24 protein-coding genes, 1 tRNA gene and 3 rRNA genes are annotated in these 25,674 nt (G+C 36.6%); 3 read left to right on the forward strand and 25 right to left on the reverse strand.

Annotated elements, in window-relative coordinates:
- Nucleotides 1-9 precede the first annotated feature (9 nt).
- The 11 genes from lysA to bioD all read right to left on the reverse strand — a co-directional run bounded on the left by lysA (nucleotide 10) and on the right by bioD (nucleotide 9,735).
- Nucleotides 10-1,218, reverse strand: a complete 1,209-nt coding sequence (gene lysA, locus CVO_RS07425; protein WP_188093935.1) for a diaminopimelate decarboxylase — start codon at nucleotides 1,216-1,218, stop codon at nucleotides 10-12.
- 106 nt (nucleotides 1,219-1,324) lie between these two features.
- Nucleotides 1,325-2,395: an LptF/LptG family permease gene (locus tag CVO_RS07430; RefSeq protein WP_152298808.1), complete on the reverse strand. Its 1,071-nt coding sequence runs from the start codon at nucleotides 2,393-2,395 to the stop codon at nucleotides 1,325-1,327.
- A gap of 29 nt (nucleotides 2,396-2,424) precedes the next feature.
- Entirely contained in the window at nucleotides 2,425-2,985 is a 561-nt protein-coding gene (gene pth, locus CVO_RS07435) for an aminoacyl-tRNA hydrolase (RefSeq protein WP_206672420.1), read from the reverse strand.
- Nucleotides 2,985-3,521, reverse strand: a complete 537-nt coding sequence (locus tag CVO_RS07440; protein ID WP_152298806.1) for a 50S ribosomal protein L25/general stress protein Ctc — start codon at nucleotides 3,519-3,521, stop codon at nucleotides 2,985-2,987. The genes pth and CVO_RS07440 overlap by 1 nt, the downstream gene beginning before the upstream one ends.
- Nucleotides 3,522-3,583: 62 nt before the next feature.
- Nucleotides 3,584-4,780, reverse strand: coding sequence for a type IV pilus twitching motility protein PilT (locus tag CVO_RS07445; RefSeq protein ID WP_152298805.1), 1,197 nt, complete (start codon nucleotides 4,778-4,780; stop codon nucleotides 3,584-3,586).
- Nucleotides 4,777-5,757 carry a transaldolase gene (locus CVO_RS07450; protein ID WP_159571270.1) on the reverse strand — a complete coding sequence of 327 codons (981 nt, stop codon included), beginning with the start codon at nucleotides 5,755-5,757 and terminating at the stop codon, nucleotides 4,777-4,779. The genes CVO_RS07445 and CVO_RS07450 overlap by 4 nt, the downstream gene beginning before the upstream one ends.
- Before the next feature lie 86 nt (nucleotides 5,758-5,843).
- Nucleotides 5,844-6,158 carry a sensor histidine kinase gene (locus tag CVO_RS09860; protein WP_241690953.1) on the reverse strand — a complete coding sequence of 105 codons (315 nt, stop codon included), beginning with the start codon at nucleotides 6,156-6,158 and terminating at the stop codon, nucleotides 5,844-5,846.
- Between the two features lie 29 nt (nucleotides 6,159-6,187).
- Entirely contained in the window at nucleotides 6,188-7,243 is a 1,056-nt protein-coding gene (locus CVO_RS07455) for a sensor histidine kinase (protein WP_241690954.1), read from the reverse strand.
- A 14-nt stretch (nucleotides 7,244-7,257) separates the two neighbouring features.
- Nucleotides 7,258-8,196, reverse strand: a complete 939-nt coding sequence (locus CVO_RS07460) for an aminodeoxychorismate synthase component I (RefSeq protein WP_159571273.1) — start codon at nucleotides 8,194-8,196, stop codon at nucleotides 7,258-7,260.
- Nucleotides 8,186-9,061: an aspartate carbamoyltransferase catalytic subunit gene (locus CVO_RS07465; RefSeq protein ID WP_152298801.1), complete on the reverse strand. Its 876-nt coding sequence runs from the start codon at nucleotides 9,059-9,061 to the stop codon at nucleotides 8,186-8,188. Before CVO_RS07465 ends, CVO_RS07460 begins: the two co-directional genes overlap by 11 nt.
- 23 nt (nucleotides 9,062-9,084) lie before the next feature.
- Entirely contained in the window at nucleotides 9,085-9,735 is a 651-nt protein-coding gene (bioD, locus tag CVO_RS07470; RefSeq protein ID WP_159571276.1) for a dethiobiotin synthase, read from the reverse strand.
- A gap of 56 nt (nucleotides 9,736-9,791) precedes the next feature.
- On the opposite strand from bioD, the gene clpS reads away from it, so the two are divergent.
- Genes clpS through aat form a run of 3 tightly spaced genes read left to right on the forward strand, consistent with a single transcriptional unit; the run spans nucleotide 9,792 to nucleotide 12,960 of the window.
- Nucleotides 9,792-10,091 carry an ATP-dependent Clp protease adapter ClpS gene (clpS, locus tag CVO_RS07475; RefSeq protein ID WP_152298799.1) on the forward strand — a complete coding sequence of 100 codons (300 nt, stop codon included), beginning with the start codon at nucleotides 9,792-9,794 and terminating at the stop codon, nucleotides 10,089-10,091.
- The gene (gene clpA / locus CVO_RS07480) at nucleotides 10,091-12,271 is read left to right on the forward strand and encodes an ATP-dependent Clp protease ATP-binding subunit ClpA (protein ID WP_159571279.1); all 2,181 of its coding nucleotides are present in this window, start codon (nucleotides 10,091-10,093) and stop codon (nucleotides 12,269-12,271) included. The genes clpS and clpA overlap by 1 nt, the downstream gene beginning before the upstream one ends.
- The gene (gene aat, locus CVO_RS07485) at nucleotides 12,268-12,960 is read left to right on the forward strand and encodes a leucyl/phenylalanyl-tRNA--protein transferase (protein WP_159571282.1); all 693 of its coding nucleotides are present in this window, start codon (nucleotides 12,268-12,270) and stop codon (nucleotides 12,958-12,960) included. Before clpA ends, aat begins: the two co-directional genes overlap by 4 nt.
- A 61-nt stretch (nucleotides 12,961-13,021) precedes the next feature.
- Here the strand turns inward: aat and rrf are convergent.
- From rrf to waaA, 14 genes are all read right to left on the reverse strand, one after another.
- Nucleotides 13,022-13,137, reverse strand: a 5S ribosomal RNA gene (rrf, locus tag CVO_RS07490).
- 323 nt (nucleotides 13,138-13,460) lie between these two features.
- Nucleotides 13,461-16,525 (reverse strand): 23S ribosomal RNA (locus CVO_RS07495).
- Between the two features lie 304 nt (nucleotides 16,526-16,829).
- Nucleotides 16,830-16,905 (reverse strand) — tRNA-Ala (locus CVO_RS07500).
- 263 nt (nucleotides 16,906-17,168) lie between these two features.
- Nucleotides 17,169-18,688: ribosomal RNA gene (locus tag CVO_RS07505) — 16S ribosomal RNA — on the reverse strand.
- The 16S, 23S and 5S rRNA genes sit together here with 1 tRNA gene alongside, the layout of an rRNA operon.
- Nucleotides 18,689-19,345: 657 nt before the next feature.
- Complete coding sequence (gene rplS / locus CVO_RS07510; RefSeq protein ID WP_152298796.1) at nucleotides 19,346-19,705, reverse strand: 50S ribosomal protein L19; 360 nt, start codon at nucleotides 19,703-19,705, stop codon at nucleotides 19,346-19,348.
- Entirely contained in the window at nucleotides 19,695-20,399 is a 705-nt protein-coding gene (gene trmD / locus CVO_RS07515; protein ID WP_159571285.1) for a tRNA (guanosine(37)-N1)-methyltransferase TrmD, read from the reverse strand. Before trmD ends, rplS begins: the two co-directional genes overlap by 11 nt.
- Nucleotides 20,399-20,938 carry a ribosome maturation factor RimM gene (gene rimM / locus CVO_RS07520; RefSeq protein ID WP_159571288.1) on the reverse strand — a complete coding sequence of 180 codons (540 nt, stop codon included), beginning with the start codon at nucleotides 20,936-20,938 and terminating at the stop codon, nucleotides 20,399-20,401. The genes trmD and rimM overlap by 1 nt, the downstream gene beginning before the upstream one ends.
- On the reverse strand, nucleotides 20,922-21,158 hold the full coding sequence (locus CVO_RS07525) for a KH domain-containing protein (RefSeq protein WP_152298793.1): 237 nt from the start codon (nucleotides 21,156-21,158) through the stop codon (nucleotides 20,922-20,924). The genes rimM and CVO_RS07525 overlap by 17 nt, the downstream gene beginning before the upstream one ends.
- A gap of 1 nt (nucleotide 21,159) precedes the next feature.
- On the reverse strand, nucleotides 21,160-21,390 hold the full coding sequence (gene rpsP, locus CVO_RS07530; RefSeq protein ID WP_011372086.1) for a 30S ribosomal protein S16: 231 nt from the start codon (nucleotides 21,388-21,390) through the stop codon (nucleotides 21,160-21,162).
- 127 nt (nucleotides 21,391-21,517) lie between these two features.
- A complete protein-coding gene (gene ffh, locus CVO_RS07535; protein ID WP_159571290.1) occupies nucleotides 21,518-22,864 on the reverse strand; it encodes a signal recognition particle protein in 1,347 nt (448 codons plus the stop codon).
- 77 nt (nucleotides 22,865-22,941) lie between these two features.
- Nucleotides 22,942-23,394, reverse strand: coding sequence for a YaiI/YqxD family protein (locus CVO_RS07540; protein ID WP_188093955.1), 453 nt, complete (start codon nucleotides 23,392-23,394; stop codon nucleotides 22,942-22,944).
- On the reverse strand, nucleotides 23,394-23,651 hold the full coding sequence (locus CVO_RS07545) for a GIY-YIG nuclease family protein (RefSeq protein ID WP_502707855.1): 258 nt from the start codon (nucleotides 23,649-23,651) through the stop codon (nucleotides 23,394-23,396). The genes CVO_RS07540 and CVO_RS07545 overlap by 1 nt, the downstream gene beginning before the upstream one ends.
- Nucleotides 23,644-24,378 carry a pseudouridine synthase family protein gene (locus CVO_RS07550; RefSeq protein ID WP_152298790.1) on the reverse strand — a complete coding sequence of 245 codons (735 nt, stop codon included), beginning with the start codon at nucleotides 24,376-24,378 and terminating at the stop codon, nucleotides 23,644-23,646. The genes CVO_RS07545 and CVO_RS07550 overlap by 8 nt, the downstream gene beginning before the upstream one ends.
- A 127-nt stretch (nucleotides 24,379-24,505) precedes the next feature.
- Nucleotides 24,506-25,672, reverse strand: a complete 1,167-nt coding sequence (gene waaA / locus CVO_RS07555; protein WP_152298789.1) for a lipid IV(A) 3-deoxy-D-manno-octulosonic acid transferase — start codon at nucleotides 25,670-25,672, stop codon at nucleotides 24,506-24,508.
- Nucleotides 25,673-25,674: the final 2 nt, after the last annotated feature.

Consider the following 25,674-nt stretch of genomic DNA (forward strand, 5'->3'; position numbering starts at 1 on the left):
TATAAGCACTTACTCTAAAAACTCTTTCTCTAGTGCTATTAAATCTTCAAACTCTTCGCGTCTTCGGATAAGTTTTGCCTTTCCGCCTTTTAATGCCACTTCGGCACTTCTGCCTCTTGTGTTGTAGTTGCTTCCCATGCCAAAACCATATGCTCCGGCACTGTGGACTACAAGCAGATCGTTATGCTCCAAAGTCGGCAACATACACTCCTTTGCAAAAAAATCACCGCTTTCACAAACCGGTCCTACTACATCTGCTTGACTTAGTTCGCTTTTACTCTCCGTTATAGGCTCGATTTTATGGTAAGCTTTATAAAGACTCGGACGCAAAAGGTCATTCATAGCACCATCAACTACAACAAATCTTTTTGAACCATTTTGTTTCTCATATAAAACTTTTGTTAAAAAATAACCTGCATTTGCTGTTAAAAATCTTCCCGGTTCACAAATAATTGTTAAATCCAATCCTTTTAAAGTTGAAAATATTGCCTGTGCATAATCATACGGCTTTATAGTTGTTTCATTATTGTATTTAACACCGAGTCCTCCGCCTACATCAAAAAATTTCAACTCTATTTTTATGCCTTGAAGCGAACGCACCATATCTGCTACTATTGCAGCAGACTCATATATGGGTTCTAACTCTGTAAGTTGAGAACCTATATGAAAATGAATGCCTACAGGATCCAGATACTCTGAGTTATTTGCACGGATATACATTCTTTTTGCAGCATCAATTTCCACTCCAAATTTATTATCATGAAGTCCTGTCGAGATATAGGGATGTGTAAGCGGATCAATATTTGGATTTACCCTTATACTGATTCTACATACGCTATTTAACTCTTTTGCTATAAGTTCAACACGGCCGAGTTCGGCTTCACTCTCTACATTAATATATAAAATATCTTTTTGTATTGCTTCGCGTATCTCATCATCACTCTTTCCAACACCTGAAAAAATAATCTTGTAACTTGGAATACCTGCCAAAAAGGCACGACGCACTTCGCCGATGGAGACACAGTCAGCACCGCTTCCCAACTCTGCAAAGTGTTTAATAACACTAAGATTAGAATTGGATTTTATAGCATATGCCATAATTGATTTTCTGCCTTTAAATGCCTCTTTTAACTCTTTATATTGCGCACTCATATAGTCTAAATCATATATGTAAAGCGGGGTTTTGTATGTGGATGCAAGTTCTTTAAAATTAATCATAAAAGTCCCAAATATTTTTTAAACAATTTTATCCAAAAAGTACTTATACTTTAGTTATAAAATTTATACGATTGCAGCACTTCACTATCAAATAAATTGAAAATTCTTAAGTGGCTAATCGATATTTTCTCCACTGCCTAAAAGCAATTAAGAAAAGAATGAAAACAGGAGCTACAATACCAATTTCACTTGGTACAGTCTTATGACTTGAGAGTTCAATAAGTGCAAAAAGAAGTGCCCATATCATAAGAGAGGAAATAATAGCTGCAAAACTAAAGAGTGATACATTTAAAAATCTCACACTTACAGGAACAAAAAAGAAAATAATAACAATCATGCTTGGCACAAAAAAAGGATAAACAAATATCTTATAGAGTGAACTTTTTACAATATCTGTATTGATATTTTGGGCTTTTAACAATGTATATGCATCTATAGCATCTTTTATAGTAAAATTAACTTTGCCCTCATAAACCTGATCTAACATTTTTGGTCTAAAATCTTGAAGAATTTCTAAATTATTTTTCTCATTTACCTTTATGCCAAGCGAATTGAAATTAATTTCATCAGGTTTAGTAATAATATCAGCACTGTCTATATGCCACGCTTCATCTCTATATCTTGCTTTAGAAGCTATTAAAACCTCTTTTAAAGAGTTCTCTTTAAAACTAAACACTCTTATATCTTCAGCACTCTCTTGCAAAGGAAGCATTTTTGAAAAATATACAAATTTATCTTTATATGTAAAAAAAAGATCTCTTGTTGGGCTTAGATATTGGGCATTTTTACGAATATTTTTAGCCATCTCATCTGCTCTTGCAAAATTCGAAATTGAGTGAACTCCGATAAAAGCTATAATAACTACAGTAGAAACAACAACAAAAGGCTTTAAAATATCAACCCTTGAATATCCAAGAGAATAAAAAGAGACCAATGCATTTGAACGAATCAAAAATATTTTTGTACTTATCATTGCAAAAATAAGAGAAAGAGGCAAAAGCATATCTATAGCAAAAAAAGTTTTATAAACTAAATATATTAAAAGCAGATTGGCTGATATATCCAACTTATCAGCACTTCCCATATAATCAAAACCAACTAAAAAAAGAACAAGTGCTGATAAAATAACAATGAAGTATTTAATATAATGAAAAGAGATATATTTAAAAGCCAGCATATATTAAAAATCCAATTAAAAGTTTAGTGCTATTTTAGCTGAAATTTTTTAATTGTATATTTAGAACTAACATCTTCTAAGGAGTTTTCTAACAAAAATTCAACAGCTTCACATGCGTATGATATCCACTCGCTTAGATATTGCTGCTCCTCTTTGTTAAAATCACTTAAAACATAAGAGGCAGTCTCACCTTTATGCTCAGGTTTGCCTATACCCATTCTTACTCTTATATACTCTTTGGAGATATTTTCATCAGTGGATTTAAGTCCGTTATGTCCACCGTGGCCGCCACCTTTTTTAAAACGAAGAGTACCAAAAGGAAGATCCAAATCATCATGTATTACAACAACTTCTTCAATTTTATAAAATTTTTTTACAGCGGCAATAGAAATGCCCGATAGATTCATAAAAGTAAGCGGTTTTAATAAAAAATGACTTGAGAGTTTAAAAAGTTCACCGTTAAAGGATGAAGAAGATAATTTTTGAGCGCTATTTCTTTTGATAAGCTCGTCAATAACCATAAAACCTATGTTATGACGAGTTAACTCATACTTCGGACCAGGATTTCCCAGACCGACTATCAGCATGATTACTTAGCTTTAATTACACTTAGTACAGATACACGATCAGCATCTGTGAATGTAACATTTGGAATTTTTTCAAGATCACGCAACATTTTAGCATCACCTACATCCATTTTTGTTACATCAACATTAATACTGTTTGGAACATTTTCGATTGCAGCTTTTACTCTTAAACGAGGTTTTGAAATATGTACTAAACCTTTGTTTTTTAGTCCAATTGCTTCACCTTGTGCGAAAACAGGAACATGATAGTGAGTAACAACACCAGGTTGTGCCACCATTAAATCTACATGCAAAAGCTTTGCTGTTACAGGATGTGTTTCATAGGATTGAACAACAACATTCATCTCATTTCCGCCAACGCTGATTGGGAACGATAAAGTATCTTTGTTGCGCACAGTACGGATATACTCATTCTCTTTGAATGCAGCATGAATATTTTCAAGCCCTTTTCCGTATATGTTTGCAATTAGATAACCATCACGGCGAAGCGCCTTTGTGCTTCTTTTGCCAATACTCTCTCTAATAATGCCTTCTAACATATTAAATCCTTAATAAAAATGTTCGCAATTATACATCTCTAAGCTTTAAATACAGTTAAAGATTATTTTAAATCAAACACATCCTCATCTACTGCTTCATTTTTACTATTTTTTTCAGATTTATTAATAAGATCAGAAGCTTTGCCGCTGTTAAACCCGCTCATTTTCATCTCTAAATCAGAAGCGCTTGTTGCGTACTCTTTTGCTTTTTCTTTTGTAATAATGCCTTCATTATATATATCAAAAATATGCTGATCAAAACTTTGTGATTTATAATATTCTCGTCCTTTTTCTATGGTATCACGAATCTCATAATCACGATTTTCTAAAATAAGTTTCTCAATAGTAGGAGTTTTTACAAGTATCTCCATTGCCGCTATTCGTTTATTTTCTTTTGTAGGGATCAACCTTTGAGAGATAACTCCTTTTAAAACTCCTGCAAGAGAGAGGCGAACACGATTTTGTTCTTCATAAGGAAACATACCTATAATTCGATTAATTGTCTCCTTCGCATCGAGTGTATGCAATGTTGAAAAAACCAAATGTCCAGTATCTGCAGCATGAAGAGCCAACTCTATAGTTTCACGGTCTCTCATCTCACCTACAAGTATAATATCAGGATCTTCACGAAGAGCAGCTCTTAGAGCTCTATCAAAAGAGAGAGTATCTTGTCCTAACGAGCGTTGATTTATGATACATCCTCTATCTTTATGCACAAATTCAATAGGATCTTCAATGGTTATAATATGTTTTTTATATGTTGTATTTATTTCATTTACCATTGCTGCGAGTGTTGTTGATTTACCACTCCCTGTAGTTCCGGTAACTAGAACCAGTCCGCGCTCTTCTTTTGTAAAATTTTTTATGGCTTCAGGATATTTCATCTGCTCAATTGTCGGTATCTGCATAGGAATAACACGAAATACAAAAGAAGGACCATCCATCTGAAAGAAAATATTTACACGAAAACGGTTAGATTCATCAAACTGATAGACCAAGTCAACTTCTTTATTTTCAATAAGCTCCGCATATCTTCCTCTAAGAATCTCTTTAGAGAGAATCATAGCATCTTCATAAGAAAATTTATTCTCAGAAAATGGAACAATTGTTCCATTAATTCTAGCTCTTATTAAACCATTCGATTTTACATGTAAATCACTGCCGCCGCTTTCAATCAATTTTTTAAGATATTCTCGAATCTTTTTTAATTGATCAAATGTCAACTGACTTATATCTACTTCATTTTTATTACCACTCATAACGACTCCAATATATCTTTAAATGCATCTTTGAAAGATTTTAATCCATCATCTATCTGTTTATCTAGCACGGTATTAAAATCTATGCCTATTTCTTTGATTTTTTCAAAATGTTCCCCTATTATTTGAGGTGAAATTGGTAAAGCGCTCTCCTTATTTCCATTTAAATGCAAAGCTTTTATAGTCTCTACTGGTGCTGTATTTACACTATTGTACGCCAAAAGTTTTTCTATATAGTAGTGAGGCGCCAGGGAATCATCTTTTACTCCGGTACTTGCAAAAAGCACTCTGCACCCGTTCACTCCCATCTTTTCAACTTCTGCATAGATATCCGCACTATTGTATATTCCGCTTAAAGAAGCAGCTACCCCATGCTTAGTTAGTTCTTGATCCAAAGCTCTGTCAATTCTGCTTACAAAAACACTTATAACGGTATCAACCTCTGTTTCGCTTTTTGCCAGACCCTCTCTAAAAGCATTCGCACATGATAGAGCCTGCTCTTTTTTAAATATAAGTGTCGCATTTACAGGAATTCCCTGGCTGCAAAGTTCTCTCATAGCTATATATCCAGCCTCTGTAGCAGGAACTTTTATCATAACATTATTACGATCTATTTGTCTAAAAAGTCGCTCCCCCTCTTTTATTGTAGCATTAGCATCATCACAAAGATACGGATCAACTTCTATGCTAACATATCCGTCATCACCCCTTTCATAAAGCGGTTTTAATATATCTGCCGCTTTTTGTATATCATAAATAGCAACAGCTTCATACTTCTCTTTAGGAGTTAAAGAGGAGAGTCTGGATAACTGATCCTTATATGCATTTGAATTTAGTATTGCATTTTTAAATATTGCAGGATTTGAAGTTGCTCCATTAACAATCCCCTCCTCTACTAACTCCTTAAATTCATTATCTAAATAGTCTCTTTCGATAAAATCTGCCCATAAAGAGAACTTTAAATCCTTTAAATACATATATAAACCTTTTTCATTTTAATAAATTATATCTCAAAAGTTCTCAATTTTTTTTAAACTTTATAGAAAAAAATAATTTTATCACGCTATGTTATATTTTTAGGAATTTTTATAATAAAAACAGATCCTTTTTTAGAAGTTTCAACATCAATTTCACCGCCAAACTGCTTTTGAATAATCATCTGGCTCATATAAAGACCGAGTCCGGTTCCATTTTTATCTTTAGTGCTGAAGTAAGGCTCAAATAGATGTGAAAAATTTTCATCAGTTATCCCGCCTGCATTATCTTCTATAATAACAAAAACTTTCTCTTCTGATGCTTTGGTATGTAAAACAATAAAAGGATTTTGAACTCTAACATCATTATGTGCATCAATTGCATTATTTAAAATATTTAACACCACTTGAACAAGTTCGTTTACATATGTTTTTATATATATATATCAGCCTCTTTATTAATTGTTATTTTTATTTTATTATCACTTAATCTTGATTTGACAAAGTTCAGTGCCTTTTGAAGTAATTCATGAATTTCAATCTCAACTACTTCTCTATTTGGACGAAAATAAGTTTGAAAATCATCAATAGTGTCAGAAAGATAAATAATGGTATCACTGATATTATTTAATGCTCTGTCGATATCTTCACAATCTCTCTCTTTGCCAAGTAACTGCTTAAGCTGTAAATCTGCTATTTGAAGGGTAATAGTAGAGAGCGGCTGTCTCCACTGATGAGCAATCATACTTATCATTTCACCCATTACAGCCTGTTTTGATTGTGCTTGAAGTATTTGATCTTTACTTCTTAACTCTTCAAGTTTTTGCTCAACTTTCAACTCTAAAGATTCATTGAGTTTAATAAGTTCAGTTGTTTTATCTTTTATCTGTTTTTCAAGCTCTTGATTAAAATTTCGCAACATATTTCGCTGTTCTAAAATAATAGTTCTTGCTTCATCTATTTTTCTTTGATAGAAATAGATAATTACACTAATTATAATTAAAACAAAAGATATATATGTCATTTGATACATAGTGTAATTTATCTCTACAAAATTTTGCAAAGGGGCGATTATAAGCATAAAAAAAACAAATGCAAGCCAATATATCGCATGAATAGTCTTTTGAAAATAGAGAAGTATTATGGGATAAGTAAATATCCAAAGATGCTTTAAATCATTTGGTTCACCGTTATAAATAAGAAATAAAAATAAAAAAGTATATTGAAGAGTAATAATTATTGCAAAAATTTCAAAAAATTGACGCGTTTTTCTTAAAGCAAAAAACATTATAAAATTCATAAATAAAAGAGCAGTTTCAATAGGTATAAAACCTTGAATATCTCTTATATAGTTTCCAATTATTCCATAAATCAAACCGCCGGCAGAGAGTAAGATAGCAATATTTACCATCTGATATCTATTTTTCAAATCACACTCTACCTCATTAAATGTCCATCCACTTGTAAAAAAACCATCTAATTTAAACATGTTTGACAACCTTTTTATGGTATATAAACTTTATCTAGAAGTTCATCATATTCACTTTCAACATCACTATCTATGGTTATGCCACCGCCACTTTTATATATAAATCCACTTTCTGTTTTTTCGATAAATCTTATCATAACTGCGCTGTCTAATGTTTTTCCGTTATATATACCAAAAATTCCGCTAAAATATCCGCGCTCATACCCTTCAACTTCATTAATTATATCTAATGTACTCTTTTTTGGTGCACCGCTTATACTTCCTGCGGGTAAAAGTGCTTTTAAAATATCACCTATTTTTTCATGCCAATCATCTCCGATATTTCCGCTTATGTGTGAACTTACATGTAAAAGTTTTTTTTTGCCTGCTTCTATCTCGGTGATATATCTAAACTTTTCAACTTTTACATTTTTTGCAACAATAGAGAGATCATTTCTTAAAAGGTCTACAACCATAACATGCTCGGCCATCTCTTTTTGATTGTTTAAAATAGTCTCTTTTGCATTTGGGATAGACGCATCAATTGTACCCTTCATGGGATATGTAGAGATTTTTGAATCTTGAATTTGAATAAATTTTTCAGGTGAAAAACAGACGAACTTATCCTTGTATCTTAACTTATAGTGTGCATTAGCACACTCAAATATCTCTTTTAATGTAAGTGCTGTTTTGATTGGTGTAGGTTGTGTCAGATTTAAAAGATAGGTTTCTCCAGCTTTTATTTTCTCTAAAACAAAATCAAACTTTTTTTTATATTTACTAAAAGAGAGTGCCTTTTTTTCTAAAGAGTATAGGTGAGATCTAGGTATGTAGTTTTCATCTATGCAAAATTCAATATCATTTGCTTCTAACTCATCCAGAAGAATAACTTTTAAATTTTGGAGTTTAAAATCAGATATAAATAAAAATGGCTCTCTTTTTTTGCCAAAAGAATTTATAGCATCAAATGTCATAAATAAGTTTTTTAAGTACTGCCATTCTAATTATCACACCGTTTGAAACTTGCTCTAAAACTTTGCATCTTTTATCTGCTAAAAGTGCATCGCAGATATCAATATTTCTATGAACAGGCCCGGGGTGAAGCAAAACTATATCTCTGTCACCGATAAGTTCAGTTGTTATGCAAAAATCACTGGCATAGTCTTTAAGTGATGCATAAGTTTGTGATGAGTGCCTCTCTGTCTGTGTTCTAAGACTCATAATAACATCAACTTCATCAATAATCTCATCTAAAAAGTGAGTTGTTCTCAAGTTGGTTTTTGGCAAAAATTGAGGAGGAGCAACTAAAATAATTTCCATCCCGAATCTTCCTAAAAGATCAATATTTGAGTTTGCAACTCTTGAGTTTTTAATATCTCCGACTATAGCTATTTTTTTACCGCTTACATCACCAAAATGTTTTTTTAAAGTAAAAAGGTCTAACAGGGCTTGTGTCGGATGAGCATGTGCTCCATCGCCTGCATTTACAATAGAAGCTTTTGTATAGTTTGAAAGTATTTTAGGAACACCCGAATTTTCATGTCGGACAATAATAGCATGTGGTCCCATAGCATCTAAATTCATGGCAGTATCTACCAATGTTTCACCTTTTTTTGTAGAACTGCGCGCAACATCAAGATGAACAATCTCAGCACCAAGTCTTTTTGCAGCTATTTCAAAAGAGCTTCTTGTTCTTGTTGAGTTTTCAAAAAACAAGGTGACAATTATCTTGTTTTTAAGTATTTTTTCAAATCGGCCATCGCTAAAAACTTCGGCATCTTCCAATATAGCTTCTATCTCTTGGAGCGTTAAATCATTTGTTGCAATTAAGTGCTTCATGCTACTCTTTTAATGTGTATTGATTATTTATAATTATACAGAACATCACAAATAGTGTCAATATTTTCACTTACTTTTAATACTTCAAAATTATTCTTTGTAAAGTACGGCTCTGATACTTGAGAAAAGCTATCGTCTTCTCTCTCTTTGCAGTTAAACACAATTGTATATGGCAACTTTTTATCCTCAAGAGCTTTTTTACTTAAAAGTGTATCATTAATACAGCCAAGAGAGCAGTGAGTAACTAAAAGTGCATAAGCTTTAAAGTATGAAATCAAATCTATCATCATATATTTATCATCGATTGGTACATAGAGTCCACCGGCACCTTCTATAATAAGAATATCACACAACTTTTCTAATTTCTCTAATGCATTATCTATTTTTTTAAAATCTATCTCTTCATTATTAGATGCCACATAAGGTGCAGCCGGAAGCCTGTAGGTAATAGGTGCTATATCTTCAATGTCTATCTCTTTAAACTCATAATTTAACTCTTTTACATATGCAAGTAACTCTAAAGCATCATGTGCAACCTTTTCTACTCCTGTTTCTATCGGTTTAAAAACACCGACTCTAAAACCTCTAGAAGCAAACTCTTTTAATAATAATTTCGTGGTATATGTTTTTCCAATATCAGTATTTGTAGCACTCACAAAAATTCGTTTCGCCATAGTTATCTCAATTTTGTTATAATCTTATAATATTTAAAATCTATTATAGGAAAAATATGGCAACAAATACAGACTTGGAAATTATTAACGAAATATCACTAAAATATCCTAAAAAATATAAGGTACTAATCTTAAATGATGATTATACTTCTATGGAATTTGTTGTAGATGTTTTAATAAATATATTTCATAAAAGTTATGAAGAAGCAGAAAATATAATGCTTGAGGTGCATAAAAAAGACAAAGGTGTATGTGGGGTCTATACTCATGAAATTGCAGAAACTAAAATAATGCAAGTACATAAAAAAGCCAGAGAAAACGGCTTTCCATTAAGAGCTGAGATGGAGGAAGAGTAATGATAAGTTATACTTTAAACGAGGTTTTTCAAAAATCTATAACTTATGCAAAAAAATTCAGACATGAGTATATTACTATTGAACATGTTTTCTATCAGATACTAAACTCTAGCGAGGGTGCTAAAATTATATTTGCATGCGGCGGAGATGTTGAAAAAATGAAAGCGCTTTTAAAAGATTATATAGATTCAAATATAAATGCATTGCCGCAAAATATAGACGAAGAGCCTTTTGAAAGTGTCGCTCTTTCAAGACTAATTGACAGAATGATAAAACATATTCAAGGTTCAGGACAACAAAGCGCTGATATCGGGGATCTACTTGTTGCTATCTATGATGAAGTGAACTCTTTTGCTTATATTTTGTTAAATGAGTATCAAATTTCAAGGCTTGATATCTTAGAGATTATTTCACACACCAATGAAAAAGAGGCTTTAAAAGAGAAAGAGTCTTATTTGAAAAAATACGCTATTAACCTGCTTCAAAAAGCAAAAGAAGGAAAAATCGATCCGGTAATCGGCAGAGATGACGAGATACAAAGAGTCACACAAATTTTATGCCGCAGAAAGAAAAATAACCCTATTTTAGTAGGAGAGGCGGGTGTCGGAAAAACTGCTATCGCGGAAGGCTTAGCACTAAACATAGTCGCCGTCAAAGTTCCTTCCATTATACAAAACACTGAGCTTTATGCTCTTGATCTTGGCGCAATGCTTGCAGGCACAAAATATAGAGGAGATTTTGAAAAGCGCTTAAAAGGCGTTATGGATGAACTTAAATCCATTCCAAATGCCATTCTTTTTATTGATGAGATCCACACTCTTATTGGTGCCGGTGCGACAAGTGGAACAATGGACGCGGCAAATCAGCTAAAACCTGCCCTTGCATCAGGCGAACTAAAATGCATGGGCGCGACTACATTTGCGGAGTACAGAAACGGTTTTGAAAAAGACAAGGCGCTTAGCAGAAGATTCTCTAAAGTAGATATCAACGAGCCGTCTGCTAAAACAACATACAAGATATTAAAAGGCTTAAAGAGCAAATACGAAGAACATCATGGCGTAACATTTACAGATAAAGCTCTAAAAACCGCTATAGACTTGTCAAAAAGATATATTACTGATAAATTTTTACCCGATAAAGCAATAGATCTAATAGACGAAACAGCAGCAGCTTTTCATCTTAAAAATAGAAAAAAAAGAGTAGTAGGCGCAGCAGATATTGAAAATACTATCTCTAAAATAGTAGGCATGTCAAGCTCAAAAGTGACACATGACGAGACACTCTCTCTTGCTAACCTAGAGGAAAATTTACGCAAAAAAGTAATAGGACAGGACAGAGCAGTAGCAGAAGTTGCAAAAGCGATAAAAATATCCAAAGCAGGTCTTACCCCGCAAAACAAGCCTATCGCATCATTTCTATTCTCCGGTCCTACGGGAGTTGGCAAAACGGAACTCGCGCTCTCTCTCAGTCAAACGCTAGGCATAAATTTTGAGAGATTTGATATGAGCGAGTATATGGAAAAACATGCTCTAAGCCGTCTGGTAGGAGCGCCTCCGGGCTATGTAGGATATGAGCAGGGCGGGCTTTTGACAGAAGCTATAAAAAGACACCCATATACTGTTTTACTCCTAGATGAGATCGAAAAAGCACATCCTGATCTTGTAAATATTTTACTTCAGATCATGGATAATGCAACCCTTACCGACAATAACGGATACAAGGCTAATTTTCAAAATGTAATTCTCATTATGACATCAAATATCGGTGCAACTGCCAGAAGCGTAATGGGTTTTAACAAAGACAGTTCTCTATCAAAAAATGAGGAGCTTAAACTCTTTTTTACCCCGGAATTTCGAAACAGACTCGATGCAGTTATAGAATTTTCTCAACTAGAGAGTGAAGTTGTCAAAGGCATTGTAGAGAAATTTATAGAAGAGCTAAACAGTGATCTAAAAAAGAAAAAAATAACCGTAACACTATCCCCAAAAGCCGTAGAGTTTATCGCCCAAAGCGCCTACTCTCCTGAAATGGGTGCAAGACCGATCAAAAGATATATTCATGACAATATAACAAATAAACTCAGTGATGAGATACTCTTTGGTAAACTAAAAAATGGCGGGAGTGTCAATGTCTCTTTTAACAAAAAGCTGATTTTAAAATTTAAAGAGTCTGGCGTTTGAATATACCAAAACTTTCAAAATATGACCTCTCTTTTCCGAATCCAAACAATACAAACGAAAATGGCATAGTCGCATGGGGAGGTGATTTAAACCCGTCTAGACTGATTCGTGCCTATCAAAACGGTATATTCCCTTGGTACGGCAAAGATGACCCCATTATTTGGTGGTCAACCGACCCCAGGCTTATTATGGAATTGGATGATTTTAAACTTAGCCGTTCTCTAAAAAAAAGCATGAAAAAATTTAAGTATAAATTTGATACTAATTTTACAGAAGTTATAAAACAGTGCAGCAGCATAAAAAGAGAAAATCAAAACGGCACTTGGATACAAGATGATATTATAGAAGCTTATAGCGTACTTTATGATATGGGAGTTGCACATAGCGCTGAGAGTTATAAAGATGGGGAACTTGTTGGTGGGCTTTATGGAGTTGTTATAGGAAAAGTTTTTTGCGGAGAGTCCATGTTCTCTCTAATAAGCGATGCATCAAAATCTGCTTATGCAGTTTTGGTAAAACATCTAAAATTTTGGGGATATGATTTTATAGATTGTCAAGTACCGACAGATCATCTAAAAAGTTTAGGTGCAAAAGAGGTAACAAAAGAGTACTTTTTAGATAGATTATATAGAGTAAATATGCACGATATTGAGAATAGATGGGATATTGAAAAGTCATTAATAAAGTGATTAACTTTGTGATTGTATTTTAATAATTTTAATCGATTGTCAATAAAAGAAGAAATGATCAACTAGGCAGCGACCTACATTTCCACACCTGAAAGATGCAGTATTATCAGCGATGAGAGGCTTAGCTTCTGGGTTCGGAATGGGGCCAGGCGTTTCCCTCTCTCTATAGCCACCTAGACAGATCATATATAAAGACACGACAAAGGAAGTAATTCCTTTGTCTACGCTAACGCTAAGTTTGACTAAGCGTCAGGCTCACGCTCAGTAAACCGAGCTTATTGTGTGCCCTCATATATAATCTGTAAAGATTAGAGAAGATTTTCATTGTTAAAGTCAACATTTCAGGGTTTAGGGTTTAGATGTTAGGGGTTAGGTAAAACCGCCGACTAATCACTAATCACTAATCACTAATCACTAATCACTAATCACTAATCACTAATCACTAATCACTAAATAACTACTTCAGACACCTATACACTAAGTAAGGTAGTGAACGATATGTAAAAAAGACAAACGTACTATTAGTACTGGTCAGCTAAACAGATTACTCTGCGTACACATCCAGCCTATCAAGCTTGTAGTCTTCAAGCGTACTTCAGGGAGAGTTCATCTTGGAGTTGGCTTCCCGCTTAGATGCTTTCAGCGGTTATCTCATCCATGCGTAGCTACCCAGCGATGCTCTTGGCAGAACAACTGGTGCACCAGTGGCATGTCCAACCCGGTCCTCTCGTACTAGGGTCAGCTCTCCTCAACTCTCCTACGCCCACGGAAGATAGGGACCGAACTGTCTCACGACGTTCTGAACCCAGCTCGCGTACCGCTTTAAATGGCGAACAGCCATACCCTTGGGACCTGCTCCAGCCCCAGGATGCGATGAGCCGACATCGAGGTGCCAAACCTCCCCGTCGATGTGAGCTCTTGGGGGAGATCAGCCTGTTATCCCCGGCGTACCTTTTATCCTTTGAGCGATGGCCCTTCCACACAGAACCACCGGATCACTATGACCGTCTTTCGACTCTGCTCGAGTTGTCTCTCTCACAGTCAGGCTAGTTTATGCCATTATACTCTACGAAGGATTTCCAACCCTTCTGAACTAACCTTTGTAAGCCTCCGTTACTTTTTAGGAGGCGACCGCCCCAGTCAAACTACCCACCAGACATTGTCCTCGCACGAGATAATCGTACCGAGTTAGCTATCAGAATATTCAAGGGTGGTATCTCAAGGATGCCTCATCTACAACTGGCGTCATAGATTCAACGGCTCCCACCTATCCTGCACATGAATATCCCAATAGCAATGTCAAGCTATAGTAAAGGTGCACGGGGTCTTTCCGTCTTTCCGCGGGTAGGAGGAATTTTCACCTCCACTACAATTTCACTGGATCCCTGGTTGAGACAGCTCCCATCTCGTTACGCCATTCATGCAGGTCGGTATTTAACCGACAAGGAATTTCGCTACCTTAGGACCGTTATAGTTACGGCCGCCGTTTACTTGTGCTTCATTTCAAGCCTTCGCGTGAGCTAAGCAATCCATTTAACATTCAAGCACCGGGCAGGCGTCACACCCTATACATCCTCTTACGAGTTAGCAGAGTGCTGTGTTTTTGGTAAACAGTCGGGAGGGACACTTTGCTGCGACCCGTCAATGCTTCATGGAGCAAGTCCATTTACAAATAGGGCACACCTTATACCGAAGATACGGTGCTAGTTTGCAGAGTTCCTTAACCAGGGTTCATCCACGCGCCTTAGAATACTCATCTCACCCACCTGTGTCGGTTTACGGTACGGGCAACTGCTGTTCTCGTTTAGAGGCTTTTCTCGGCACGACAGTATCATTGATTCAAAGCGCTCTCCGAAGAGATTGCTCTGCCTGTAAGATCTCGGTCTAATGTATCACGGATTTGCCTATGATACAACCTACATCCTTCGACCCACTATTCCATCAGTGAGCTCAATTAACTCTATGCGTCCCCCCATCACTCAAGCGAACAACAGTCGGTATCGGAATATTAACCGATTTGCCATCGTCTACCCCTCTCGGACTCGACTTAGGTCCCGACTAACCCTACGATGACGAGCATCGCGTAGGAAACCTTGGGTTTACGGCGAAGAAGATTCTCACTTCTTTTCTCGCTACTCATGCCTGCATGCTCACTTCCAGCCGCTCCACCACTCCTTGCCGGTATGGCTTCTACGCTGACTGGAACGCTCTCCTACCGCTAAGTTATAATTAAGACGCTATCGGAAGTAATTCCGCTAGCTACGTTAACACTAGGTTTTCCTCGGCGGAAAGCCCATCGCACTAGTGCGATTAAGCGACTAGTCGCGTGAGCCCGCTGCTGAAGCGAACACAGTGTTAACGTAGCTATTGGGACTTTGTTCCAATGGCGTACTAAATAATAATAACTTAACCTAGAGCTTCGGTGCTTGTCTTAGCCCCGTTATATTTTCGGCGCAAAATCGCTAGACCAGTGAGCTGTTACGCTTTCTTTAAAGGGTGGCTGCTTCTAAGCCAACCTCCTGGTTGTCACAGCAACTTCACATCCTTTTCCACTTAGACAAGACTTTGGGACCTTAGCTGCTAGTCTGGGTTGTTCCCCTCTTGACGATGGATTTTATCACCCACCGCCTGACTCCCGAGGTTACACATGAAGTATTCGGAGTTTGATAGGGTTTGGTACCGCGGTAAGCAGCCCTAGCCCTGTCAGTGCTCTACCCCTTCATGCTAATGCTCGAGGCTATACCTAAATATATTTCGGAGAGAACCAGCTATCACTGAGTTTGATTGGCCTTTCACCCCTATCCACAAGTCATCCCAAGACTTTTCAACGCCAGCGGGTTCGGTCCTCCACTGGCTCTTACACCAGCTTCAACCTGCTCATGGATAGATCACTCAGTTTCGGGTCTGCAGCATCTGACTAATTCGCCCTATTAAGACTCGCTTTCGCTACGGCTTCTCGTTCGATTAACCTTGCCAGATACCACAACTCGCAGGCTCATTATGCAAAAGGCAGTCCGTCACACTTATATATAATAGTGCTCCGAATGATTGTAAGCCATAGGTTTCAGGTTCTATTTCACTCTGCTCACCGCAGTCCTTTTCACCTTTCCCTCACGGTACTTGTTCGCTATCGGTCTAGTAGTAGTATTTAGGGTTGGAGGGTGGTCCCCCCATATTCAGTCAAGATAACACGTGTCCCGACCTACTCATTCCTCAGTCTAGTACCATACAAATGTTTTCGCTTACGGGAATATCACCCTCTATGTTCACTCTTTCCAAAGTGTTCAGCTAACAAATATATTATCACTAAGTGCCCTAATCCCTTTTCGCTCGCCGCTACTATGGGAATCTCGTTTGATTTCTTTTCCTTCAGGTACTGAGATGTTTCACTTCCCTGAGTTCGCCCCCCGTAGGGTAACATGACTCGCGCCATGCTGGGTCGCCCCATTCAGAAATCCCCGGATCAAAGCTTCTTGGCAGCTCCCCGAGGCTTTTCGCAGCCTAGTACGTCTTTCATCGCCTCTACTAGCCAAGGCATCCACCTATGGCCCTTAATATCTTTTTTATTCTATGTTGCGTTCACTACCTTACTTAATGTAAGACAGTGCCTGTTTAATTGTAGTTATTTAGTTGATATAATTATTAATTGACTTCTTTATATATAACTTAATATATATCCAGTTATCTTTCTTAACTATATTTTATTGACTTTAACAATGATAATTTAATGAACTTTTGGTATAAAACCAAATATAAATCTTTTCAATTAAAGACTTATATTTGGTTTTTTGAGAAAGTTGTGCTTGATAAGGTTGCGAAGCATACTAAATGTATGTGAGCAAACTTATCAAGTGCAAATTTCCAAAAAATGGTGGAGAATAGCGGGATCGAACCGCTGACCTCCTGCGTGCAAGGCAGGCGCTCTCCCAGCTGAGCTAATTCCCCATAACATTAAATAGTCCGTAAAAGGAACAAGTCCCTTTTCCTTCGCTTTGACCGCTATGGTCACTAAAGCTAGTCTCTTGCGAGACAGAATATTTTCAAAAATTTCAAATGAACACAGATCACTGAAAACTAAGCAAGCAAAAGACTAAAATAACTATTTCTCTTGTGAGATTTTCTTTGACAGAAAAAAATTTAGTTTTTTTCTGCACTGCGTTTTAACGCTAGTATGAGATAAACAAATGAATGTTTTCTCTTTACTCTAGAAAGGAGGTGATCCAACCGCAGGTTCTCCTACGGTTACCTTGTTACGACTTCACCCCAGTCGCTAATTCCACCGTAAGTGGTAGCCCCCCGAAGGTTAGCTTCCCAATTTCGGGTGAAATCAACTCCCATGGTGTGACGGGCGGTGAGTACAAGACCCGGGAACGTATTCACCGTAGCATTGCTGATCTACGATTACTAGTGATTCCAGCTTCATGGAGTCGAGTTGCAGACTCCAATCCGAACTGAGAGACGCTTTAAGTGATTGGCTCCACCTCGCGGTATTGCAACACTCTGTACGCCCCATTGTAGCACGTGTGTAGCCCTGGCCGTAAGGGCCATGATGACTTGACGTCGTCCTCACCTTCCTCCTCCTTGCGAAGGCAGTCTCCTTAGAGTGCCCAGCTTAACCTGCTGGCAACTAAGGACGAGGGTTGCGCTCGTTGCGGGACTTAACCCAACATCTCACGACACGAGCTGACGACAGCCGTGCAGCACCTGTTTTCAAGCTCCCCGAAGGGCACTACCGTATCTCTACAGTATTCTATCAATGTCAAGGCCAGGTAAGGTTCTTCGCGTATCTTCGAATTAAACCACATGCTCCACCACTTGTGCGGGTCCCCGTCTATTCCTTTGAGTTTTAATCTTGCGACCGTACTCCCCAGGCGGAACACTTAATCTGTTAAGTGCATCACCGCAATGACAAGCATCACGACGACTAGTGTTCATCGTTTAGGGCGTGGACTACCAGGGTATCTAATCCTGTTTGCTCCCCACGCTTTCACGCCTTAGCGTCAGTTATGTTCCAGGAGATCGCCTTCGCTTTAGGTATTCCTAGTGATATCTACGGATTTTACCCCTACACCACTAATTCCATCTCCCCCTCCCATACTCTAGGTTACCAGTTTCAAGTGCAGTTCTACAGTTAAGCTGTAGGATTTCACACCTGACTTGATATCCCGCCTACGCGTCCTTTACGCCCAGTGATTCCGAGTAACGCTTGCACCCTCCGTATTACCGCGGCTGCTGGCACGGAGTTAGCCGGTGCTTATTCATATGCTACCGTCATTTTCTTGACATATAAAAGGAGTTTACACACCGAAATGCGTCATCCTCCACGCGGCGTTGCTGCATCAGAGTTTCCTCCATTGTGCAATATTCCTCACTGCTGCCTCCCGTAGGAGTCTGGTCCGTGTCTCAGTACCAGTGTGGCGGATCATCCTCTCAAACCCGCTACCCGTCATAGTCTTGGTGAGCTCTTACCTCACCAACAAACTGATGGGATATAGTCTGATCTTCAAGCGAAAAAACATTTCCCTTCATATCTTATGGTATGAAGGTGTATCCGGTATTAATCATCGTTTCCAATGGCTATCCCGGTCTTGAAGGTACATTAACTATATATTACTCACCCGTGCGCCACTCGTCGCCAAAGTGCAAGCACTTTGCGTTACCGTTCGACTTGCATGTGTTAAGCACGCCGCCAGCGTTCACTCTGAGCCAGGATCAAACTCTCCATAATTGAATTGTTTAATCTTTGCCCAAGATTATTAAATCATTGGCTTTATGTTGCTATCAGTGCGTGAACATCTGATAGACTTTGTATAGTATCTATACTATTGGGTATCTCTAATTTAATAGAGACCAAATAGAATAGACGGTTGTTGTTATTTTAGTTATTTCTAAGTAAACTTATTAATGACCAATCTAACTATCTCTAGTTATTAAAGTCTATTTACTTGCTTAGTTTTCAATGATCTCAAACCTAGATTTTTAATCCTAAACTTTAGGTCTCTCTGTTTGTGGAGGGGAATTATAGAGAAATGATTCTTAATGGCTTCTTAATCTGTGAAAGAGTTTTTGAAGAAATTTTATTTTTCTTATTTTTATACAAAAAAAAGTGTAGTATTAATAGAATTAAGATTAATATGTCAGCAGTTTTAAAAACAAATAACAAAAGAACTATCGACTCATCTTTCAATAATAAGCAGAAAATTAAGACGAAATAAAATCTTTTTTAGTAAAGTGAACAAAATACTACTTAGTTGATTTTATGTAAAATTGTAATTAATGTTAAGATTGGTAGATATTTATTTAAAATTTATTAAAATCGTGAAGTTTTTATGAATAGAAGTTTTTATGATAAAGTTTGGAAATATAATATAGATAACTTAGAAGATTATTTTCTTCTAAGTTCTTTGATACGAGCTTTTTTACCAGCAAGATCACGCAAGTAAAACAGTTTAGCACGACGAACACGACCGCGACGAATAACTGATATTTCATTAATAGAGTCACTGTAGATTGGGAATATTCTCTCAATACCTACACTGTTGGCACCGATTTTACGAACTGTAATAGTTTGACCAGTTCCTTGACCTCTTTTTGCAATACAAACACCCTCGTAATTTTGTACACGAGTTTTGTCACCTTCTTGAATTGTTACTGCTAAACGAACAGTATCACCCGCACGAAAGTCTGGAATATTTTTCTCAGACACTTGTGCTTTTTCAAAGTTTTCTATGTACTTATTTCTCATAAGATTTCCTTGTTCTATGCTTTAAAAGCTGCTCTGGCCTGAAGAATTTAGTCTTACACTCAGATAGAGCTAATTTTAGTGAGCGAATTTTACTGTGATTTCCCTTTAAGTATTCTGATGGAACACAATTGTTTTCATAATTTTTCGGCTTAGAAAAAGATGGCGCTTCTAAAAGCTCATTTTCAAAACTTTCAATACTTAAAGAATCACTATTACCAAGAACACCGCTTACATTCCTAGAAACGGCATCACAAATAACCAAAGAAGCCAATTCTCCACCGGTTAAAATATAATCACCTATGCTAAAAACTTCATCTGCATAATTTTCAATAACTCTCTCATCTATTCCCTCATATCTTCCACTCACAAAAGCTATGTGGCTTTTTTTTGCTAATCTTTTAGCATCATTTTGTCTAAAAGGTTTTGCAACGGGAGTTAAAAAAATAATATGTACATCTTTGTCTTTAGCTTTTAATTCATTTAATACATCATACAAAGGTTGTGGATTCATTACCATTCCAGCTCCACCACCGACTGCAGTATCATCAACTTTATTATGTTTTGAGCTGCTAAAATCTCTTGGATTTATGTACTCTATACATAAAATATTTTTTTGAATTGCTCTTTTCAAAATAGAATCTTCAAAATAACCCTCAACTATATTTTGAAAAAGAGTAACAAAAGTAAATTTCATTATGAAGCTTCTAGAATATCCATGCCGCCACTAACGGTTATTACTTTTTTATCAATATCCGTATGTACTCGAAAGGGTTTATTAAAAGGTATAAGGAAACTCTTTGCAAAGCCCTTATTTACTAATTTTTCATCAGTTTTAACACTTAAGTAATTAGTAATTGAGATCCTATCAATCTCCTCAACAACACCTAAAACTTCTCCATCTTCAACTACCGTACAGCCTTCAATATCGAACCAAAAATACTCGCCATCTTCCAGATGACACTCATCTCTTGTTCTCTCTATTGTAGTATAGAGATGTTTGTTTGTAAGTTTTTTAGCATCTTCAGGCGAAGAGTAGCCAAGAAACCTTACAAGAGCTCTTTCGTGATTTATATCACTTATAGTAAGACTCTCTTTTTCATTTATAAAAAAAGAGGCACCTTTTTTAAACTGCTCTGGAAAATCACTCTTTATATGAAGTTTCATATCACCTTTTAAACCGACAGACTTGCCGATTGTAGCAATATGAAGAAGTTTATTAAATTGCTTCGACATTAATACGATAACTCATACCGTTTTTAGCTTTGCAGCCTGAGATGACAGTTTTTATAGCACCTATCATCTTACCCTCTTTACCGATAAGCTTCCCAATATCGGCTTGATTGGCATATAGTAAAATTTCAGTTGTTTCATCGCTCTCTTTTACTTCAACTCTTATATCATCAGGATATGATGCTATAAGTCTTGCAAATTGTGCGACAAAATCAGCTATCATCTTAACGACCTGTTATCTTTTTAACGCGATCACTCATTTTAGCGCCAACGCTTAACCAGTAATCTAATCTCTCATTATCAACAACTGTTGTTTTCTCTGCTACCATCGGATTGTGATGTCCGATTAACTCTATCCAGCCACCGTCTCTTCTTTTGCGTGAATCTGTTACCGCGATACGGTAAAAAGGTTGTTTTTTTCTTCCCATTCTAGTGAGGCGAATTACTGTTGCCATGTTTTGTCCTTCTCTGCGCAAGTCATATTTCAACTTGCTGTATATGTTAAATTTTGCATTCTGAATGCAAATCTATAAACTTCTAAAAGTCTATAAATTTACCTTCTATATTCACTTTAGCGCCAAGCTATCTTCTAAGAGCTCCTGCGCCGCCCATCTGTCCCATCATAGCTTGCAGATCTTTCATGCCGCCTTTACCTGAGAGCTTTTTAGCCATTTTACCTGCATTTTTGAACTGTTTTATCATGCGGTTAATCTCAACTTGAGTAAGTCCGCAACCCTTAGCAATTCTTAATTTGCGCGAGTTGTTTAAAAGATCTGGGTTCTCTCTCTCTTTCATAGTCATGGAAGAAACCATGGCTTTGATATTTTTAAGCTCACCGGAACTTTCAAGATCGAAATCTTTGAGTGCCTTAGACATATTTCCCATGCCTGGAATCATACCCATTAAAGACTTCATACTTCCCATTTTCTTCATACTTTCCATCTGCTCTAAAAAGTCATTGAAGTTGAACTGCCCTTTTTTAATTTTTGAAGTAAGCTTCTTAGCCTGTTTTTCATCAATAACCGATGAAGTTTTCTCAGCTAAACCCTCAATATCTCCAAAACCCATAAGACGGTTTACGACACGATCTGGCAAGAAAACTTCCAAATCTTCCATCTTTTCGCCACTACCTATAAAGCGCAGAGGTACTTGGACTTGAGATGAGAGTCCCAGAGCCACACCGCCTTTTGAATCACCGTCGTATTTGCTTAAAATGACGCCGTCAATTCCGATTTTCTCTTTAAAAGTAGCAGCCGTCTTAACAGCATCCTGACCCGTCAAAGAGTCTGCAACATAAAAAATCTCGCTTGGATTTGCAGCTTTTTTAACAGCTTCAAGCTCCTTCATAAGCTCATCGTCTATCGCCAAACGACCAGCAGTATCTATAAGAACAACATCATATATGTTGCTATTTGCTTTTTTGAGTGCTGCAGTTACGACTTCAACAGGATTTTTCGTGCTCTCGTCTTCATAAAGTTCAACATCGATTTTTGCTGTAATTTGATGCAGCTGCTCAACTGCCGCTAAACGCTGCAAGTCGGCTGCGACTACAAGAACTTTTTTTTGCTTGTTTTTTAAATAAAGCGCCAATTTCCCAGTTGTAGTAGTTTTTCCAGAACCCTGAAGCCCTGTCATCAGTATAACGGTAGGAGGTTTTGAAGCAAATATAAAGCCTCTGTTTCCGCCAACTTCTAAAAGTTCATAAAGTGTTTCTCTTAGAGCCGCTAAAAATTGATCTTTACCAATCCCATTTTTTTTCGTCTCTATCTGAACTTTAAATATAAGCTCTTTAACAACTTTATGGTTTACATCCGCTTTTAAAAGAGATTTTTTAAGCTCATCGAGAGCCTTTGAGAGAGCCCTTTCGTCATCATGAAAACGAATTTTTTTAATAGCATTTGTAAATGAATCTGTTAATACATCAAACATGGGTCCCTCCTGTTTTTTAAATTATCTTAGAATGTAAAAAGTGGCGAATTTTAGCTGAAAATTACTTTAACTCTGCTTTATATTTTACAATACTTACTCAAAAATTTATGAAGCTGATTTGCAAATTGATGTGCATCTTTTTTATCAAAAGGTTTTGGTCCTTTTGTTATTTCACCACTTTCACGAATTTTTTCCATTAAATTTCTCATAGCCAAGTATTGCTTAATATTGTCAGCAGTATATAACTCACCTCTATGATCAATTGCATGCGCGGCTTTGGTTATTACTCTATCTGCCAACGGGATATCAGCAGTTATAACTAGATCACCCTCTTTTGCAAGTTCTACTATATGATGATCCGCTTCATCTGCACCCTGCTCAACTATAATGTAACTAATCAGTTTTGATTTTCCTATGGTTATTGGTTTGTTAGAGATAACAAAAGTCTCTAATTTCAATCTTTCTATCGAACGAAATAGAATCGGTTTTAAAAGATTTGGAAAAGCATCGCCATCAACAAAGATTCGTATCACTTTATAAGCTCCAATTTTTTTTCTCTTGGTAGTTTTTTTATCTCTAGCTCTCTTATGGTTGCACTGCTTTTATCTTCACAAAACTCAGTGTAAACTAATGCGACAGGTCTTCTTGGACGTGTATATTTAGCACCTTTGAAAGAGCTGTTATGCTCCTCGACTCTTCTAGCTAGATCTGTAGTTATTCCGGTGTAGAGAGTCCCATCGCTGCACCTTAGCATATAGACGCTCCATAAACTCTCACGACTATTCAAAGTGAACAAATGTCTTTGGTTCAGGTGCTGTAAATTCCATATCGAAAAGTCTTACTTTGTAAGCATGCAGCATTACCCGTTTTGCCCGTCTTCCGCCGTACTGTTCATCACCGACTATTGGATGTTCAATATATCTTAAATGAGTTCTTATCTGATGTGTTCTTCCGTTATGAATAATACACTTAACTTTTGTTTTATTGCCGCTAACAATATCAGGGAAAACTTCTGTTCTTGCAGGTTTTCCTTTGCTTGAAACATTTGAAGTTGCACGATTGTTTTTTTTGGTAGTCAAAATTGGTTTATCAATATCAATCGGCTCACTTAAAATCCCCTCTATCCATGCGATATACTCTTTATAAACTCTGTCTTTTTTAAACTCTTGTATCGCTTTTTGTCTAAACTCTTCATTTTTTACAAGCATTAAAACACCGCTTGTCTCACGATCGAGTCTATGCAAAAGCTGTGCAGGCTTAAACTGTCTCTCTATCTCATCTGAATTAATATGTGCAGGTTTATCCACAACAATCAAATCATCATTTTCAAAAATAGGTTTTATCTTCTCAACTTTTTCTACTCTAAATACTGTTTTTGAATCAATATCTCCACGAGCAATCATTACTTTTTTATTGCCTACATAAACCAAACCTCTATCTATCATAGACTTCGCTTGAGAATTTGAAATCCCTTCTTGTGCTGCTAAAAGTTTATACGCTTTTTCTAATGCCATTAAATTATTTCCTTAATTTTATTTCATAAAATGAAGAATAGTCTTCATTTATTTGTACGCCAAAGGAACTCGTCCCTTTGGCTTCACTGACCGCTCGGACACTGAAGCTAACCCATGCGGGATAGATTTAATTTTTTACTATTCTCTCTATTACAGGTTTTAAATCTATTTTCTCTTCAACCATACTTGGCGGCAACTCTTTGCATTTCATCAACGCTTTATAAATTTCATCAGACTCAACATACTGAACATGATGAACATACTTAAAAAGCTCCCTTTGATGAAAAAAGTGTTTTCCAGTAATGATTTTACATCCAAAATAAGCTGGTTCAAGCGGATTATGTCCGCCTACATCATCCCTGAATGCACCGCCTAAAATTGCAATGTCACTGATTGCGTATATATTGTTTAACTCGCCCATCGCATCAACTAGAATCAAATCTGAGTCAAACTCACTATCTTGCGAAAACCGACTTAGGGTCAAAGAGTTTTTGTCAGCATACCTTTTCATAAGCTCATAAACTGCCTCAAATCTCTCAGGATGTCTTGGAACTACGGCGAGTTTTGAATCACTCTGTTTTTTATACTCTACAAATGATTTTAAGATACTCTCTTCTTCGCCCTCATGGGTACTTCCTGCGACTATTAACTCACCCCTGGGTTTTTTATACTCTTTGGTTTTTTTTATCTCAGCTGCTAATTTAATATTTCCGATAATCTCAATATTTTTCGCACCTAAATCTAAAAAACGGTTTTTATCAGCTTCGCTCTGCGCATAAATTATCTCTACATTTGAGAGTAGTTTTTTATAAAACCAAGAAAATCGAAGATATTTTTTAACGCTTTTTTCTGATATACGAGCATTTAAAAGTATAACTCTTGTCCCTTTTGCTCTCATAACACTAAAGAGCATAAACCAAAATTCCGCTTCTAAAACTACAAGTACTCTCTGTTTTTTTGCCCAAAACGGCAAAAACATCTCATAAGGCAGATATCTTACCTCTGCATCATATCTTCTGGCATGTGCTTGTCCCGTATGTGTTATCGTTGTTATCTTTATATCACAATCTTTTAGAAGGTCTAAGATGGGCTTCAGCGCTCTTGCCTCGCCCAAAGAGCATACATGAAACCAAACCCCGTCACTACTTTTAAATCTTGGATTTTTAAAAAGAAAAAAACGAGCCGGAATCGACTCTTTGTATTTATGTTTAAATGAGAGATAAATCAAAAGCGGCAGTGCTACCAAATAGAGCACTACGCTTAAGATAAAGTACAGAAGTGTAAACGGCTTCAAGC

Origin of the sequence: Sulfurimonas sp. CVO, from assembly GCF_009883775.1 — a bacterium.
GTDB lineage: Bacteria > Campylobacterota > Campylobacteria > Campylobacterales > Sulfurimonadaceae > Sulfurimonas > Sulfurimonas xiamenensis.